The sequence below is a fragment of the Kribbella italica genome (genome assembly GCF_014205135.1).
GTDB classification, from domain to species: domain Bacteria; phylum Actinomycetota; class Actinomycetes; order Propionibacteriales; family Kribbellaceae; genus Kribbella; species Kribbella italica.
Map to the genome: position 1 here is coordinate 7,450,205 of NZ_JACHMY010000001.1, position 16,282 is coordinate 7,466,486.

The window sequence follows — 16,282 nt, forward strand, 5'->3', positions numbered from 1 at the left end:
TCCACCGGCAGGTGAATCCGAGCCGGCGATCGGGCGAGGTTCGGCCTCGGTGGGACGCCGCTCGGTACGCTGGGTGCCAGCGCCTGCGCGTGCGCCGCGCGGTGAGCCAACGTGTGCTCCAGCGCGCCGGCAGTTGACCTTCGGCGCGGAAGCGCACCTCGCGCGGAAGCGCACTTCGCGCGTCAGCGCGGCACTTCGCGCGTCAGCGCGCACGAAGCGCGTCAGCGCGTACTGAAGCGGGCGACAGCACGCGTGCAAACAAAGTGGGTGGGCGGGAGCGCTGCGTAGCACGCGACGAAGGAGCGGGCGGAGCAGTGCGTGGGAGAAAGTAGCTTTTCGGGGGGCTGGGTCGTTGGGTTAGTGCGGTCCTAACGGAAAGCTGACCTGGGTGGGGTGTTTGGGGGTCGGTGGATCCATTAGCCTGGGTCGGGTTTTCGTCGGCGAGGTGGAGGTTGTGTGAAGCGGTTCGTGGTACCGCCGAACTGGCCCGCGCCGCCTCGCCGTAGTTGGGTGCCGCCCAAGACGTGGCGGCCGGATCCGGCGTGGCCGCCGGCGCCGGAGGACTGGGACTTCTGGGTCGACGGCAAGGGCAACGCGGTCCGCGGTCCGGTCGGGCGGTACGCCGGGCCGCCGCGGCGGCTGGTGGTCGCCGGAGCCGGTGGTGTCGCGGCCGTGCTGGTGCTGGCCCTGTGGGGACTGTCGACGTTCGACGGCGAGCCGCCGCAGTCGCAGGCCGCGCCTCTTCTCGACGACCGCAGCCCGACCCCGTCACTGACCCCGACGCCGACTCCGTCCGCGCCGCCGCCGACCGTGCGCTCGAGCACTCCGCCGCCGCCTCCGAGGACGACGGCCAAGCCGACCGTCGTACCGACCAAGACCCGGACGACGAAGGCCCCGGAGCGCACCGAGGAAAAGCGCGATCCGACACCGACGAAGACGACGACCACCACGAAGCCGCCTCGTCCGCCGCGGACGACGCCGACCCGCACGATGACCCGCGAGGAACTGCTCGCCGAGTACTGCCGCCAGCGCGACTGGCCCGCGGAGTGGTGCGACCCGGACAACTGGGAAGACCCGAACGACCCGCAGGGCGCGCCCACCCGTCGCTGAACCCGACCGCAGGTGAGCCGCCCGGCTGAGTCACCTCGAAGCAGCGCCACTGCGTACGGCGGCCGAGTGGCTGGTTGACTACCGCGCCTACTGGGGCGAGAGTTTCGACCGCCTCGACGACCTGCTCGACGAGCTCAAGGAGCAGCCCTGATGGAGATCACCGCCGACCCTGGTGTCCCGCTCGTGCTGATCACCCGGCGGTTCGACGCGCCACGCGCGCTGGTCTTCCGCGCGTACACCGAGCCCGACCTGGTGGCTCGCTGGCTCGGCCCGGCCGGCCTCACGCTGACCGTCAACCAGCTCGACCCGCGGCACGGCGGCCGCTGGCGCTGGACGCACTACGACAGCGACGGCAAGGGATTCGTCTTCCACGGGCCGTACCACGGGACGCCGAGTCCCGAGCGGATCGTGCAGACTTACGAGTTCGACCTGTACCCGGGGGTCGTGTACCTGAATACGATCACCTTCGACGAGAACGACGGTGTCACCACCCTGCGGCAGAGCACGGTGTTCCCGACCGTCGAGGACCGCGACGTGTACGTCGAGGGCGGCACGGAGACCGGCACGGAGACCGGCATTCGTGCCTCCATGGACCAGCTCGACGCCCTCGTTGCCCAACTGGTGAAGGAGTAGCCGTGCGTGAGTTGGTCGTGGACATGTTCAGCACGTTGGACGGGTTCGGGGACGGCGGGCCGCAGTCGGCGGCGTACTGGGGGTACGACGGGCCGGGTCTGTCGGCGTGGGTGGAGCGGAAGCTCGCCGAGGATCACGTCATCGTCATGGGCGCCACGTCGTACCGGATGATGGCCGAGATCGTGCAGGAGGGCGACGACCCGTCGTTCGTGCGGATGGCCGAGTTGCCGAAGCTGGTGTTCTCGACGACGCTGACGCAGCCGTTGAGCTGGGCGAACACGACGCTCGTCGACGAGCCGCTGGAGACCGCGGTGCCGGCGTTGAAGCAGCTCGACGACCGGCCGATGATCACGCTCGGCAGCCCGTCGCTGGTGCGGAGCCTGTTCGACGCGGGGCTGGTGGACCGGCTGCGGGTGATGGTGTTCCCGACCATGCACGGGCGCGAAGGCGAAGGTCCGCTGTTCACCAAACTGCCGTACAAACAGTTGACCTTGCTCAGCAACGAGGTGATCGACGACCGTCTGATCTCGCTGGAGTACAAGGTCAACTGAGGAAGTCGATGCTCCGCCCGATCCCCGTAGCCTGAGCTGCCTGGTAGACCGGCCAGGCGATCGCCAGGTCCTGCCAGGGCAGCCCGACCGGCGCGTAGACCGTCACCTGCGCGGCGGACTGCCTGCCTGGCTTGGTGTTCGACAGCACCTCGCCGAGCGTCGCGCCGATCGAGCGCTCGTCCAGACCAACGTTGCCCACGGCCCCCATCGCGGCCGCGAGCCGGACATCGTCGACCACCACCCGGGCACCGGCGAGCAGGTCCGCCCCGACCTCGATCTTGCCCGGTTCGTCCGCGCCGAGGGTCGTGAAGTGCCGCCCGGGCCGGACGTCCGCCGCGGTCAGCAACGGCTCCCGCGACCAGGTCGCCAGTACGACGATCTCCGCGCGCGCCGCGACCCCGGTCGCGCTGTCGACCACCGCGCCCGGGATCCCCGCCTGCGCCACGAACTTCCTGGCCCGCGCGCGATCCACGTCGTACCCGACCAGGTGCTCGACCTCGCGCAACGCCAGCAACCCCCGGACGACCATCCCGGCCTGCGCACCGGTCCCGACCACGCCGACCGTCCGGGCCGTCTTCGCCGCCAGTACGTCGGTCGCGAGCGCCGCCGCGAGCCCGGTCCGCCAGGCGGTGATCGTCGCCGAGTCGAGAAGGGCCAGCAACGACCCGTCCCTCGCGTCATGCAGGCACACCACCCCACGCAACGCCGGAGTGGCCTGCGGGAACTTTGCGTTGACCTTCACCGTGTACGCCGGAATGCCCGGAATCGTGCCGGGCAGCAGCGTGGTCGCCGTACCGGGTCCGGGCAGCTCGGTCCGGATCCGTTGCGGCTCGATCTCCACCGCCGCGGTGAATCCGGCGCGCAGCGTGCGCAGGACGGCGGGGACGTCGAGCAGCCCGAGGATCTCGGAGCGTTTCAGCAGCAGCGTCATCAGACCACGTTGAATTCCGCGCGAGCCGCCGCGTCGCGGAAGCGACGGGCGTGCAGGGGGGACACGTCGACGAACGGCGGGCGCTCCAGCCAGAGGTCCCGGATCACCTCACCGACCGCGGGGCCTTGCAGGAAGCCGTGCCCGGAAAACCCTGTGGCGTAAAGGAATCGGCTCACCTCGTCCGCCTCACCGATCAGCGCGTTGTGGTCGGGCGTGTTCTCGTACAAGCCGGCCCAGCCGCCGGTCAGGCCGACGTCGAGCAGGCTCGGGGCGCGGCGACCCATCGCCTCGGTCAGCGCGGGCAGCCACGCGTCGGAGCGATCGAGGTGGAAACCGGGCTGCTCCGACGGGTCCGACATGCCGACGAGCAGGCCGGGGCCCTCGCGGTGGAAGTAGAACGTGCTGCCGAAGTCGATCGTCATCGGCAGGTTGCCGGGCAGTCCGTCGACCGCCTCGGTGACGACGATCTGCCGGCGCAGCGGGGTCACCGGGAGCTCGACGCCGGCGTACTGGCCGACCTCGGCGGACCAGGCGCCGGCGGCGCAGATGACCGTCGAGGTCTCGACGCTTCCGAGCGTCGTCCGTACGCCGCGGATGTCGTTGCCCACGACCTCGATCCCGGTCAGCGCGCAGCCCGTGACGAGTTGCGCCCCGAGTCGCCGGGCCGCGGTCGCGTACCCGAGCACGACCGACTCCGGCGAGCAGTGCCCGGCGTCGGGTGAGAAGCACGCGCCGACCAGCCCGTCCGGCGCGATCAACGGCGCCAGCGCGACCGCCTCGTCGACGGAGATCATCCGGGTCGGTCCGCCGGCCGCGTTCTGCAGGCGGGTGCTCTGCTCGAACGACGCCACCTGCTCGTCGGTCGACAGCAGGAACAGATAACCCACCTGATGCAGATCGATCTCCTGCCCAGGCCGTACGGCGAAGTCCTGGAACGCCTGCAGGCTGCGGGCCCCGAGCGCCACGTTCACCTCGTCGGAGAAGTTCGCCCGGACCCCACCGGCCGCCTTGGACGTCGAGCCGGCGCCGAGGCTGTCCTGCTCGAGCAGCAGCACCCGCCGTACGCCGGCCTCGGCCAGGTGGAACGCGATGCTGGTCCCCATCACGCCGCCGCCGACGATCACGACGTCGGCGGACTCGGGCAGCGTCGTCGGGCTCAAGGCAGCAGGAATCCGAAGTCGGCCTCGACCGTGACCGTGTCCATCTGCGCTTTCTGGAGCTTGCCCGAGTAGTCCCAGTTCAGCGACTGCCAGCGGGTGAACTGGTCCAGCACCCAGATGCCGCTCTGCCGCGATCCGTTGCCGGACTTGCCGTTGCCGCCGAACGGCAGGTGCGCCTCGGCCCCGGAGGTCGAGTTGTTCACGCTCACCATCCCGGCCGAGATGCCCTGCGCGAACTGGAACGCCTGCTGCGGATCGGTCGTGTAGATCGAGCTCGACAGGCCGTAGCCGGATTTGTTGCCCAGGGCAATCGCTTCGGGCAGGTCGCCGTACGTCGTGACGCCGACGACCGGGCCGAACGTCTCGTTCAGGAACAGCTCGTCGTCCGGCAGTACGCCGTCGACGATCGTCGGGTGGTAGAACAGCCCGGCCGCCGGATCGCCGACGAAGCCGTCGCGCGGGTTGTCCGGGGTGACCCGGCCGGTCGTGCCGAGCACCCGGTGGTGGTCGCCGATCCAGCCGAGCGACTTCTCGAAGCCGGCCGCGAACTTCTCGTCCAGCAAGGGACCGAACAGCACGTCCTGAGTCGGGTCACCCATCTTCGCCGCCGACACCGCCGCGGCGAACAGCTCGACGAAGTCCGAGTGCACGGCCTCCTGCACGATCACCGTGCCGAGCGAGGTGCACCGCTGACCCGCCGTACCGAAGCCGGAGAACAGGGCGCCCTCGACGGCCAGGTCGAGATCGGCGTTCTCGGTGATGACCATCGGGTTCTTGCCGCCGAGCTCCAGGCACGGGGTCTGCAGGTGCCGGCCGCACAGCTCGCCGATCCGGCTGCCGACCTCGCTCGACCCGGTGAACCCGACCTTGTCGATCAGTCCGCCGAGCAGCGCCTGCTCGAGCCCGGCGAAGGTGTCCGGGCCGTCGGCGTGCACGACGTTGAAGACCCCGGCCGGTACGCCGGAGTGCGCGAAGATCTCGTAGAACGCGTCGGACACGACCGCGGAGTACTCGGCCGGCTTCCAGACCACGGTGTTGCCGCAGAGCAGGGCCGGAACGATGTACCAGGACGGGACCGCGACCGGGAAGTTGCCGGCCGAGATCACCGCGACCGCGCCGACCGGGCGGCGGAAGGTGAACAGCTGCTTGTCGGGCATCTCCGACGGCACGGTCTGGCCGTACAGGCGGCGGCCCTCGCCGAGGAAGAAGTCGCAGGTGTCGATGATCTCCTGGACCTCGCCGAGCGCCTCCGCGAGCGGCTTGCCGATCTCGCGGGTGACCAGGGCGGCCAGGCGGGACTTGTTCGCCGTCATCAGACGGCCGACGTTCGCGATCACCTGGCCGCGCTGCGGCGCGGGGAGCGCCGCCCATCCGGTCTGCGCCTCGCGGGCCGCCTCGGCTGCGGCGACGAACACCTCCGGACCGGCCAGGCCGATCTCACCGACCAGGTCGGCGGTGTTCGCCGGGTTGGTCGAAGGGGTGGTACGGAGCGGGTTCTGGACGCGCTCTCCGGCGACGACGGACAGGATGACGGACGACACAGGTGGGTCTCCTCACTCGCGGCTCTCGGTGTCTGCCATCGTCCCATGTGAGCATGCACTGTGAGTGGCGTGCGGGTGACCGATGAGCAGATCGCGGCGATGTCCACGCGGGAACGGCGGGAGCTGATCCTGCGGCTGGCGCCGGTGCCGTCCGGGCTGATGCCGGCCCGGCGGATGATGGAACGGATCCGGCGCTGGCGGCTGGTGCTGCTTCTGCTGTGCGTGGCCGCGCTGATCCCCTGGACGGTCTACCTGGCGGTCACGCTGCCGGAGCGGTACGAGGCGCGCAACTGGGTGGCGACCTGGGTCGGCTTCGACGTCGTCTTGACGATCATGCTGCTGCTGACGGCGATCTTCGGGTACCGGCGGCGGCAGCTGCTGTTCCCGACGGCGTTCGCGTCCGGCGTACTGCTGCTGTGTGACGCGTGGTTCGACGTACTGACGAGCCATCCGGGAGCCGATCAGTTGCAGGCAGTGCTGAGTGCGGTGGTGATCGAACTGCCGCTGGCATTCGTGCTGATCGCGGGGCCGTTGCGGCTGCTGCGGTACGTCGCGATCCGGAACGGGCTGGTGGATCCGGGGCTGCGGATGTGGCGGATGCCGATCCCGCTGCCGGAGCTGTGGCCCTCGGCCGCCGGGAGGAAACCGGGCTTGTGAAGGCATTCACAATACGGTTATCCTGGAGGTGACCCGGACAAGGATCCGGGCGTACAGCGACCCCGAGCCACGGGAGGTGCGGTACATGACCGAGCGCAAGCCGCCAGGGATCTCCACGCAGGACTGGGTGGAGATCCAGATCAAACAGGCCGAGCTGCGAGGCGACTTCGAGGGGCTGCCTGGTGCGGGCAAACCGCTGAAGCTGGCCGACGCGCACGACCCGGACTGGTGGGTGAAGGACCTCATCCGCCGGGAGAACATCGAGACCGACGCGTTGCTGCCGCCGTCGGTCCAGCTGCGCAAGGAGAAAGCCCAGATTCCGGACAAGGTCGGCGCGATGCGGCGCGAGTCCGAGGTGCGGGACTACCTGCAGGACCTCAACAACCGGATCCGGATCCAGATCCGCGACACCACCGGCGTCGTCGTGCCGGTCGGACTGGTCGACGAGGAACAGGTTCTCCGGGACTGGGCCGAGGCGCAGCCCGCCCGCGAGGCCCGCAGGCCTGCCGACGTACCGGTGGAAGAGGCTCCGCGGAAGAAGTCCTTCTGGCAGCGTCTGTTCAGCTGAGCAGTTCGCGGGCCGCCTTCTCGATCGTCTCCTCGCTCAGCAGGACGTGCTGGGCCGCGGCTCCCAGCGGGACGAAGCAGTCCTCGCTGGTGACGCGGGCCATCCGGCCGGTGAAGCCTGCGTCGACGAGGGCGGCCAGGACGCCTTCGGAGACGCCGCCGGAACGGCGGGTCTCGTCGACGACGAGCACGCGGCCGGTCGCGTTGGCTTCGCGGAGCAGGTCCTCCGTCGGGAGCGGCGCCAGCCAGCGCAGATCCAGCACCCGTACGCCGGGGAGGCGCTCGGCGACACGGAGGCTCATCGGGACGCCGTTGCCGAAGGTGACCAGCGTCAGCTCGTTGCCGTCGCCGTACGTGCGGGCCTTGCCGATCGGCACGTGCTCGGTCGGGTAGGGCGCGAGCCAGCCGGCGTCGCCGTCCTGGTGCAGGTCGCGGCGGTGGTAGAGCGCGATCGGTTCGAGGTAGACGCAGACGGCGCCGTCGTGGCGGGCGGCCGCCGTACAGGTGTGCAGCATCGCGGCCGCGTCGTCCGGGCGGGACGGTGAGGCGATGACGAGGCCGGGGATGTCGCGCAGGACGCCGATCGCGTCGTCGTTGTGGAAGTGGCCGCCGAAGCCTTTCTGGTAGCCGTAGCCGGCGATGCGCAGGACCATCGGGTTGCGGTACTGGCCTTGCGAGAAGAACTTGAGTGACGCCGCTTCGCCGCGGAGCTGGTCCTCGGCGTTGTGCAGGTAGGCCAGGTACTGGATCTCCGGCAGCGGGAGCAGCCCGGAGACGCCGGCGCCGAGCGCGAGACCGAGGATCGACTGCTCGTCGAGCAGGGTGTCGAAGACGCGGGCCGCGCCGAAGGACTTCTGGAGGCCGCGGGTGACGCCGTACACGCCGCCCTTGCGGCCGACGTCCTCGCCGAACACGATCGATTCCGGGTACGCCGTGAGGACGTCGGCGAGGGCACGGTTGATCGACTGGCTGAGGGTGAGGGGTTCTTCCGTCGCCGGCCCGGGGCTCGTCGCTGCGCTCGAGCGAGGGCTGCTCGAGGCGCCGAGGATCTTGCTGGGGAGCGAGTCCTCGGGGACCTTCGCGAGGCGGAGCGGAGCGGCGACGGCTTCGGCGGAGGCGAGCTGGGGGAGGCCGGCGACCTCGCGGGCGAGCTCCATTACCTCGGCGCGCTTGGCCTCGTACCGGTCGATGATCTCGGCCGGTGAGCAGCCGGTGCCGAGGAGGATCCTGGCCGTGCCGAGCAACGGGTCGAGCTCCTCGTCGGCGATGATCTCGGCGGGGGTCCGGTACGCCGCTTCGACGTCGGAGCCCGCGTGACCGAGCAGGCGGACCGTGCGGAGCCGGAGGAACGCGGGGCGGCGGTTGCGTCGTACGAAGGTCGCCGCTTCGGTCGCCATCGTCAGGGTGGCGTCGAGGTCGGTGCCGTCGGCATCGAAGTACCGCAGGCCGGGGCGCTGCCCGTAGGCCTGCTTGATCCAGCCGTCCGGGGTGCGCACGCTGATGCCGATCCCGTTGTCCTCGCAGACCAGCAGCAGCGGCATCGGGATGCCCTGGTACGACGCGTGCAGCGCGGCGTTGATCGCGCCGGCCGCGGTCGAGTGGTTCGCCGAGGCGTCCCCGAAACTGGTCACCACGATGGCGTCCGCCGGCCACGGCGACTCGACACCGAGCTTGCCGGCCCGGGCGATCGAGAACGCCACGCCCATGGCTCGCGGCAGATGCGAGGCGATCGTCGAGGTCTGCGGAATCACCGCGAGATCGTGCCGCCCGAACACCTTGTGCCGCCCACCGGAAATAGGCTCGGAGGTCGCTGCAGCCACACCCAGGAGGATGTCCCGCAGCGCGTCCCCCGCCGCGCTGCGCGCGGCGGGGGACGGGAGGGGGAGGGTGCCCGTCGCCCCGCCTGCGCTTCGCGCGGCGACGATCCCGGCGTCCGCCCGCTCGCCAGCTCTCCCGCCGCCGTGCTCCCGCTCTTCGGCGCTTCCGCCGCCGTCCGCCCGCTCTTCGGCGCTTCCGCCGCCGTGCTCCCGCTTCTCGTCGCCCACGCCCGCGCTCCGCGCGGCGCTTCCGCTGGTTGCTTCACTCTCGGCTGCTTGGGCGGCTCTTGCCAAATAGAAAGCGCCTGAGCGGTAGTGCAGCAGGGCGGGGTCGGTGGGGCGGAGGGCTGCTGCGACGGCCGCGTTGCCCTCGTGGCCTGAGGAGCCGATCGTGTAGAAGCCGTGGCCGTGGGACTGCAGCCAGCGGGCGGCCAGGTCGGCGTGGCGGCTGCCGAGCTGGGCGTCGTACAGGCGGCTGACGAGCTCGGCGGGGTGCGTGGTCGGCACGGGGTTCAGGGCGCGGACGCGCTCGGGGAACAGCTCGTCGACCTGACTCACCGCGCCACCTCCGGCGGCTCAGAGGCCGCAGTCGAAGCCGTCGTCGTTGGGGTTCGCGTCGGCCAGTCGGTCCAGGATCCGGGATGCCCGTCGAAGCTCCTCACCCGGGACATGATCCGCGAAGAACGTCGCGACCACCGCATCGACCACGGGTTGGGCAGTCTTCAGCGCCTCCCGCCCGGCCGGAGTGAGCTCGGCCCAGGTCGCGCGGCGGTCGGCCGGCGACGTGGTCCGGACGACCCAGCCGTCCTTGTCCTCGAGCTTGGTGACCAGCCGGGTCCCGCCGCTGCGGGAGATCATCAGCTTCTCCGCCAGCGGCGCCATCCGCAGCTTCCCGCCGGCCTCGTCGAGCGCCCGCAAAACCTCGTGCTCGAAGTAGGTCATCTTGGCGATACTGCGAAGAGTGTTGTCGAGATGCGTGAACAGCAGGGTGTCGGCGCGGTAGAGCGCCCGCCACGCGTCCAGCTGTTCCGTGCTCATCTGCTGCGTTGCCATGACTTGAGTGTACGGGTAAACGGTTGACAAGTGAACTGTTGATCCCGGTAAGGTGTGAGCACATAGTTTCGCTGTCAACTCTTGAGGTGTGCATCGTGAGTAAGGTCAGTTGGAAGGCAGTACGGCCGCTGCGGCACCGCGACTACCGCCTGCTCTGGACCGGCCTCGCGGTCGCGCTGCTCGGCAGTGGCTTGTGGCTGGTCGCCCTGGCGTGGCAGGTGATCGAGCTGGGCGGCGGTCCGGTCCAGCTGTCGGTCGTCACCACGGCGTACAGCATCGGCCTGCTGGTCTGCGTGCTGTTCGGCGGAATCGCGGCCGACCGGCTGTCGCAGCGCTCGGTGATCGTCGTGGCGGACTCCGTACGAGGGGTGGTGCTGCTCGGCCTCGCCGCGCTGGCGCTGGTCGGGCTGCTGGAGATCTGGCACCTGGCGACCGCGGCGGTCCTCGTCGGTGCGGGCGAGGCGTTCCTGATCCCGGCGTACACGGCGCTCGTGCCGCGGCTGCTGCCGCCGGAGGAACTGCTCGCGGCCAACGGGCTCGAGGGCACGCTGCGGCCGCTCGCGCAGCAGGCGACCGGGCCGGTGATCGGCGGCCTGGTGATCGCCGCGATCTCGCCGGGCGTCGCGATCCTGGTCGCCGGGCTGACGTACCTGTTCTCGGCGGCCTGCGTCCTGGCGATGAACCTGCGCCACGAGCCGGCGTCGCCGGAGGTGCAGGACGGCGCGGGGACGCCGGCTGACGAGGCCGCGCCGACCGGTGTCCGGGCGATGGCCGCGGATCTGCGCGAGGGCTGGAGCTACGTACGGCGTACGCGCTGGCTGCTGGCGTCGTTGCTGTTCGGGACGTTCTTCGTGCTGTTCATCCTGGGGCCGCTGGAGGTGCTGCTGCCGTTCGCGATCCGCGACCAGCTGGGCGGCGACGCGCGGGAGTTCGGCCTGGTGATGGCGGCCTTCGGGATCGGTGGGGCGGTCGGCGCGCTGCTGATCTCGTCGCGTGCGCTGCCCCGGCGGTACCTGACCGTCATGACCCTGATGTGGGGCGTCGGGTCGGTGCCGGTCGTCGTGCTCGGGTTCGCGCAGGACCTGTGGCTGATGATGGCCGGCGCCGCGATCGCCGGGGCGGCCGGTTCGGCGGGGATGGTGATCTGGGGGACGCTGCTGCAGCGCCGGGTCCCGGACCACCTGCGTGGACGGATCTCCAGCCTGGACTTCTTCGTCTCGCTGCTGCTGATGCCGGTGTCGATGGCACTGGCCGGGCCGGCGGGCGCGCTGTTCGGGGTGAGCGCGGTGTTCATCGCGGCCGGGGTCGGCCCGGCGCTGGTGTCGTTCGCGGCGGTCTGGTTCGGGCGGATGCGGTCGGACGAGATCGCGCACCCGCTCGATCAGGAGGACGAGGGCGCGGAGAAGCTGATCACGGCCGAGGCCTGATCACCGCCCCAGGCGACCGGCGTACGGGCGGTTTCGCGCCAGCCGGCCCGGGCGTAGAGCGCGATCGCGGCGGTGCAGTTGTCGGCGACCTCGAGCGTCAGGTCGAGCTCGTGGTCGCCGGCGATCTGACCGGCGTGGTCGAGCAACTGCCGTCCGAGGCCCTGGCCGGTCTGCTTCGGGTCCACGAAGAGCCGCTCGACCAGCGCTCCGCCCGCGGTCCCGGTCACGGCGACATGCCCTGCGACCTCGCCGTTCACCGTGACGACCCAGCAGCCGAGCGCGTCCGGCGGGGTCAGCCAGGCCTTCGGGTCGTCGGGCCAGTTGACCGGGTACCCGGCCGACTCGTGCACGTCTCGCAGCAGCACCACGCAGCTGACGAAGTCGGCCTCGGTCCTGGGTCTGATGATCGCCACCGGCCCATCAGATCATGTCGTCCCGGGACCGCGGTCGGGCAGCAGGTAGACGCCGGGGTTGCTCGGCGCACCGGCCTCGATCCACTGCAGGAAGCCCTCCGGGTTACGCCGCTCGAACTCGTCCAGGCAGATCCGCCGGACCTCGGCCACCGCCTGCCGGTCCCGGGTCCCGGCGCCGGACGCGAGGGTCTCCGTGGTCTCGCGCCAGACGCCGCACAGCTCCTCGATGCTGAGCGGGCACTGCAGCTTGGCGATCAGCTTCTCGTCCTCCAGCGCCTGGTCGGCGCTGAGGGCGGCCTCGGATTCGTCCGTACGCCGCGACCCGTCCGTACGCCGCCGCGACCACGGAAGCCGCCGCCGCTCCTCGCGAGGCGGCCGGGTCGAGAGCAGCAGATCCAGCCCCGCGAACGCGGCCCCCGCGACGACGGTGACGGCCAGGCCGGCCGCACCCCAGGTGAGCAGCCGGGCCACCCCCGGCAGACACAGCACGGCCCCCGCGGCGTACGCCGCGATGCTCGCCGACGAGTAGGGGATCGGTTCGTCCGCGAGATGCTTGATCACGGCCGCCAACGGCCAGACCAGGGCGAACACGATCCCGATCAGGGCCAGCGCGGACGCCGCGCCCAGCATCAGGACAGCGACCAGCGCCCCGGCGGTGCCGATCCCGGCACCCGCCGCCACCGCCGTACGCCGTCCCCTGGCAGAAAGTCTCATCGCCGATCCTCCGACAAGACCAGAACGAACGAACTTTCCCCGAGGTTCCTGACAGCTCAGGCAGCTTTCTTCTTCGCAGCCGTCTTCTTGGCCGCCGCCTTCTTCGTGGTGCCCTTGGCGGTCGTCTTCTGCTTCGGCGAGGACTTCTTCGCGGTGGTCTTCTTGCTGCTCCCGCCGCTCCGCCGGGCGCGGGCCGCCTCGACGCTGGCGCGCAGCGCGGAGACCAGGTCGGTGCTGGAGGTCGCCTCGGGCTCCTCCTCGGTGAACACGACCTCCTTGCCCTTGCGCTTGGTGGCGATCAGCTTCTTCACCCGTTCGGTGTAGCTGTCCTTGTAGTCCTTGGGCCGCCAGTCGCCGCTCATCGCCTCGACCAGATCGGTCGCCATCTTCAGCTGCTTGCCCGACGTCTTGGCCGGCAGGTCGCCGAGCTCCTGGGCCGGGTCGCGGATCTCGTCGGCGAAGAACATCGTCTCCAGCACGAGCACCTTGCCGTCGGCGCGAATCGTCGCCAGGTACTCCTTGCCGCGCATCACGAACCGCGCGATCCCGGCCCGGTTGGTCCTGGCCAGGGCGTCCCGCAGCAGCCCGTACGACGACGCGTTCCCGGCGTCCGAGGGCGCCAGGTAGTAGCTCTTCTGGAAGTGGATCGGGTCGATCTCGTCCAGGTCGACGAACGTGGAGATCTCCAGCGAGCGCGACTTGCCCGGCGCGATGTCGGCCAGCTCCTCCTGCTCGACCACGACGTACTCGCCGCCACCGACGTCGTGGCCCTTGACGATCTTGGCGTAGTCGACCTCACGCCCGGTCCGCTCGTTCACCCGCTTGTTGCGGATCCGGTCCGACGTCCCGCGCTGGAACTGGTGGAAGTCGAGCTGATGCTCCTGCGTCGCGCTGTACAGCCCGACCGGTACCGACACCAGCCCGAAGTTGATGTACCCGCTCCAGATCGCTCTCGCCATCACCAGCTCCTTACAACCGGTTGTAACGCTTCCGCGCCTCGCGGGACTCCTTCTGGGCGTCCCACGCGAGCTTCTTGGCCTCGTCGAGTTCTGTCGTCAGCCGGCGGACCTCGTCGCGGGCGCTCTCCAGCGCCTCCTGCGCGTCGGTCAACTGCCCGTCGAGCTCCTCGACCGTCGCCTCGGCGCTCTCGGCCGCCTTCACCGCCGCCTCGAACTCGGCCTGGGCCTCCGCCTTGCGCTCCTCTTCCTCGCGCTCGGCCTTCTCCCGTGCCTTCCGCTCGGCCGCCGACTCCTGCTCGGCCTCCTCGGCCTCGACCCCGCGGGCCTTGGCCCGCCGGTCCTTCGCCGCCTGCCGGCGTTCGTCGGTCAGCGCCGTCACGTTCGACGGCTCGCCGTTCTCGTCGACCACGCCGAATCCGACATGCCGCAGCGCACTGCTCAGCCGAGCCTCCCGTACGGCGTCGCCCGCTGCCGGGTCGACCAGGGCGGCGTCGAGAGTCTCGCGGAGCTTCTGCCCGACGTCCGCGCTGACCTTCTGGCTGTGCTGATCAGCCAGCTTGCCCGCGGCCTTGACCAGGACGTCGATCGCCTTGTGCCGCTTCGGCGTCAGCTCGCGGAGCCGCTCGCCGTCGAGGTCGGCCGTGGCCTCCCGGAACTCGTCGCCGAGCGCCAGCAGGTCGTCGATCTCGTCCGGCTGCTCGCGGCTGACCAGGTTCGTCAGCCAAGCGGCGACCGTCGGTTTGCGCAGCGCCTTCAGCCGGGTCGACCCCAACTGGTCGCCGCCGGCCTTCAGCTGCTTGGCCAGCTCGTTGCGAGTAGCAATGAAGTCGGCCGCCGGTGCGGCGTACAGCGCGTCCGCCGCCTCCTCGAAGTCCACCCGGCCGACGCTAGCACCGCTGACGGCCCTCGGTCGCGCACCGGAACAAATACCGGCCACCGATCGGGGGCTGGTACTTGTGAGGTCGCGCGGCGACGAGGTGGGTCAGGTGCCCCTCAGCAGACAGCACGGATCCCCACCGCCCCGAGGCGGCGGGGATCCGAGGGGAAGAATCACTCGCGGAAGGCGTCCTTGGCCTTCTCGCCGGCCTGCTTGAGATCGGCCTTGGTCTTCTCGGTCTGGCCCTCGGCCTGCAGGTCCTCGTTGTCCGTCGCGTCGCCGGTGCGCTCCTTCATCTTGCCCTTCGCGCTCTCGGCGGCGTTCTTCATCTTGTCTCCGATACCCATGCCGTTCTCCTCTGCCGATGGCGTTGCGTGGTCGAACGGCGCCCCGGTGCCCTGGCCGTCCGGGTTCATGCATGCGGTCCGGGTACCGACCGGTATGCGGTTGCGGCGCGCGAACCCCGAGAAACCAGGCCTGTCCCGGAAGGGGCACGGCCGCGGCTTCAGCTACCACGACGAGCGGGGGACGAAGATCGCCGACCCGGACGTGGTCGAGCGGATCCGCACGCTGGCGATCCCGCCGGCCTGGCAGGACGTATGGATCTGCCCGTACCCGAACGGCCACATCCAGGCGACCGGGACCGACGAGGCCGGGCGGCGGCAGTACCTGTACCACGACGACTGGCGGACCTCCCAGGACGCCGACAAGCACGACCGCGTACGGCGGCTGGCGCGCAAGCTCCCGGCGTTCCGGGAGGCGGTCGACCAGGACCTCGGCGCCCGCGGGATCGGCCGGGACAAGGTGCTCGCGGTCGCCCTGCGGATGCTCGACTACGGCGTCTTCCGGACCGGCAACACCAAGTACGCCGAGGAGTACGGCAGCCGGGGCGCCGCGACGCTGCTGCGGGACGACGTCAAGGTCCAGCGCGGCAGGGTGGTGTTCGACTTCGTCGCCAAGGGCGGGATCGACCGGAAGCTGGAGCTCGAGGACGACCGGCTGGTGAGGGCGGTGCGGTCGCTCAAACGCGGCCGTCACGACAACGTACGGCTGCTGGTCTACCGCGACGGGTCGTCGTACCAGGAGATCGACGCCGGCATGATCAACGAGCGCTTCCACGCGTTGGTCGGCGAGGACTACACGGTCAAGGATCTCCGGACCTGGACCGCGACCGTGCACGCAGCGGTGGATCTCGCGCAGGCTGACCCGCCGAGCACGAAGAAGGCGTTGAACGCTGCCGTGAAGGAGATGCTCGCGGAGGTCTCCGGCCACCTCGGCAACACACCGACGGTGGCTCGCGCGTCGTACGTCGATCCACGCGTGGTGGACCAGTACGAGCGCGGCCGCACCATCCCGGACACGATCGAGGATGTCGACGACCTCGACGACCCCGAGACCCGGGCCGAGGTCGAACGCTCGGTCAGCAAACTCCTGGACCAGGACGCCCGCGAGTAGCGCTTCCCGACTCTCCGCCCTCGGTGCCCCTCCGCCGGCCTGATTGACGTCGTACCGGTCGGGTACTGGGCGACCGGGTGAAAGGAGCGGACCGTGCCCGCTGGATCGAGCAAGAAGCGTGAGCGGCAGTACGAGCACATCAAGGCCGGGCTGAAGAAGAGCGGCCGGAGCGAGGGCACCGCCGAGGAGATCGCGGCGCGGACGGTCAACAAGGAGCGTGCCCGCTCGGGCGAGGCCAAGCAGAAGAGCCGCAGCTCCACGCACGACATCTCGTCGGGCCGGCGGGGTGGGCTGCGGTCGCACAGCGGGTCCCAGGGCCGGACCAAGGACCAGCTCTACAACGAGGCCAAGCAGAAGAACATCAAGGGCCGCTCGAAGATGAGCAAGGCGGAGCTCGAGAAGGCGGTCGGACGGTAG

Annotated in this window: 18 protein-coding genes; 8 read left to right on the plus strand and 10 right to left on the minus strand. The window is 70.4% G+C overall.

Annotation, left to right across the window (positions count from 1 at the left end; genetic code table 11):
- Positions 1-456: 456 nt before the first annotated feature.
- The 3 genes from HDA39_RS34715 to HDA39_RS34725 all read left to right on the plus strand — a co-directional run bounded on the left by HDA39_RS34715 (position 457) and on the right by HDA39_RS34725 (position 2,294).
- Complete coding sequence (locus HDA39_RS34715) at positions 457-1,110, plus strand: hypothetical protein (RefSeq protein ID WP_184802476.1); 654 nt, start codon at positions 457-459, stop codon at positions 1,108-1,110.
- 150 nt (positions 1,111-1,260) lie between these two features.
- Positions 1,261-1,743: an SRPBCC domain-containing protein gene (locus tag HDA39_RS34720; protein WP_184802478.1), complete on the plus strand. Its 483-nt coding sequence runs from the start codon at positions 1,261-1,263 to the stop codon at positions 1,741-1,743.
- 2 nt (positions 1,744-1,745) lie between these two features.
- Positions 1,746-2,294, plus strand: coding sequence for a dihydrofolate reductase family protein (locus HDA39_RS34725; RefSeq protein WP_184802480.1), 549 nt, complete (start codon positions 1,746-1,748; stop codon positions 2,292-2,294).
- Here HDA39_RS34725 and HDA39_RS34730 read toward each other — a convergent pair.
- The 3 genes from HDA39_RS34730 to HDA39_RS34740 are packed head-to-tail and all read right to left on the minus strand — an operon-like array spanning position 2,287 to position 5,926.
- Positions 2,287-3,225, minus strand: a complete 939-nt coding sequence (locus tag HDA39_RS34730) for an ornithine cyclodeaminase family protein (protein WP_184802482.1) — start codon at positions 3,223-3,225, stop codon at positions 2,287-2,289. The genes HDA39_RS34725 and HDA39_RS34730 overlap by 8 nt on opposite strands.
- The gene (locus tag HDA39_RS34735; protein ID WP_238356220.1) at positions 3,225-4,385 is read right to left on the minus strand and encodes an NAD(P)/FAD-dependent oxidoreductase; all 1,161 of its coding nucleotides are present in this window, start codon (positions 4,383-4,385) and stop codon (positions 3,225-3,227) included. The genes HDA39_RS34730 and HDA39_RS34735 overlap by 1 nt, the downstream gene beginning before the upstream one ends.
- Positions 4,382-5,926, minus strand: a complete 1,545-nt coding sequence (locus tag HDA39_RS34740; protein ID WP_184802483.1) for an aldehyde dehydrogenase family protein — start codon at positions 5,924-5,926, stop codon at positions 4,382-4,384. Before HDA39_RS34740 ends, HDA39_RS34735 begins: the two co-directional genes overlap by 4 nt.
- Positions 5,927-5,995: 69 nt before the next feature.
- Here HDA39_RS34740 and HDA39_RS34745 point away from each other — a divergent pair, with 69 nt between their 5' ends.
- Together HDA39_RS34745 and HDA39_RS34750 are read left to right on the plus strand one after the other, a co-directional pair.
- Positions 5,996-6,583 (plus strand): hypothetical protein, encoded by a 588-nt coding sequence (locus tag HDA39_RS34745; RefSeq protein ID WP_202893210.1) that lies wholly within the window; start codon positions 5,996-5,998, stop codon positions 6,581-6,583.
- A gap of 85 nt (positions 6,584-6,668) precedes the next feature.
- Positions 6,669-7,151: a DnaJ family domain-containing protein gene (locus HDA39_RS34750; RefSeq protein ID WP_184802485.1), complete on the plus strand. Its 483-nt coding sequence runs from the start codon at positions 6,669-6,671 to the stop codon at positions 7,149-7,151.
- Here the strand turns inward: HDA39_RS34750 and HDA39_RS34755 are convergent.
- Together HDA39_RS34755 and HDA39_RS34765 are read right to left on the minus strand one after the other, a co-directional pair.
- Positions 7,144-9,525, minus strand: coding sequence for a thiamine pyrophosphate-dependent enzyme (locus HDA39_RS34755; RefSeq protein ID WP_337926025.1), 2,382 nt, complete (start codon positions 9,523-9,525; stop codon positions 7,144-7,146). The genes HDA39_RS34750 and HDA39_RS34755 overlap by 8 nt on opposite strands.
- A gap of 18 nt (positions 9,526-9,543) precedes the next feature.
- Positions 9,544-10,020, minus strand: a complete 477-nt coding sequence (locus HDA39_RS34765) for a MarR family winged helix-turn-helix transcriptional regulator (RefSeq protein ID WP_184802487.1) — start codon at positions 10,018-10,020, stop codon at positions 9,544-9,546.
- A 95-nt stretch (positions 10,021-10,115) separates the two neighbouring features.
- Between HDA39_RS34765 and HDA39_RS34770 the strand changes: the two genes are divergently transcribed.
- Complete coding sequence (locus HDA39_RS34770; RefSeq protein WP_184802489.1) at positions 10,116-11,447, plus strand: MFS transporter; 1,332 nt, start codon at positions 10,116-10,118, stop codon at positions 11,445-11,447.
- Here HDA39_RS34770 and HDA39_RS34775 read toward each other — a convergent pair.
- The 5 genes from HDA39_RS34775 to HDA39_RS34795 form a co-directional block, all read right to left on the minus strand.
- Entirely contained in the window at positions 11,402-11,860 is a 459-nt protein-coding gene (locus HDA39_RS34775) for a GNAT family N-acetyltransferase (protein WP_337926026.1), read from the minus strand. The genes HDA39_RS34770 and HDA39_RS34775 overlap by 46 nt on opposite strands.
- A gap of 12 nt (positions 11,861-11,872) precedes the next feature.
- Positions 11,873-12,574 carry a hypothetical protein gene (locus HDA39_RS34780; protein WP_184802491.1) on the minus strand — a complete coding sequence of 234 codons (702 nt, stop codon included), beginning with the start codon at positions 12,572-12,574 and terminating at the stop codon, positions 11,873-11,875.
- 56 nt (positions 12,575-12,630) lie between these two features.
- A complete protein-coding gene (ku, locus tag HDA39_RS34785; protein ID WP_184802493.1) occupies positions 12,631-13,533 on the minus strand; it encodes a non-homologous end joining protein Ku in 903 nt (300 codons plus the stop codon).
- Between the two features lie 10 nt (positions 13,534-13,543).
- Positions 13,544-14,410 carry a hypothetical protein gene (locus HDA39_RS34790; RefSeq protein WP_184802495.1) on the minus strand — a complete coding sequence of 289 codons (867 nt, stop codon included), beginning with the start codon at positions 14,408-14,410 and terminating at the stop codon, positions 13,544-13,546.
- A 173-nt stretch (positions 14,411-14,583) separates the two neighbouring features.
- Positions 14,584-14,757 carry a CsbD family protein gene (locus HDA39_RS34795; RefSeq protein WP_184802497.1) on the minus strand — a complete coding sequence of 58 codons (174 nt, stop codon included), beginning with the start codon at positions 14,755-14,757 and terminating at the stop codon, positions 14,584-14,586.
- On the opposite strand from HDA39_RS34795, the gene HDA39_RS34800 reads away from it, so the two are divergent.
- Both HDA39_RS34800 and HDA39_RS34805 read left to right on the plus strand, forming a co-directional pair.
- Entirely contained in the window at positions 14,756-15,865 is a 1,110-nt protein-coding gene (locus HDA39_RS34800) for a DNA topoisomerase IB (RefSeq protein ID WP_238356221.1), read from the plus strand. The two genes, HDA39_RS34795 and HDA39_RS34800, sit on opposite strands and share 2 nt — an antisense overlap.
- 93 nt (positions 15,866-15,958) lie before the next feature.
- Positions 15,959-16,282, plus strand: coding sequence for a plasmid stabilization protein (locus HDA39_RS34805; protein WP_184802499.1), 324 nt, complete (start codon positions 15,959-15,961; stop codon positions 16,280-16,282).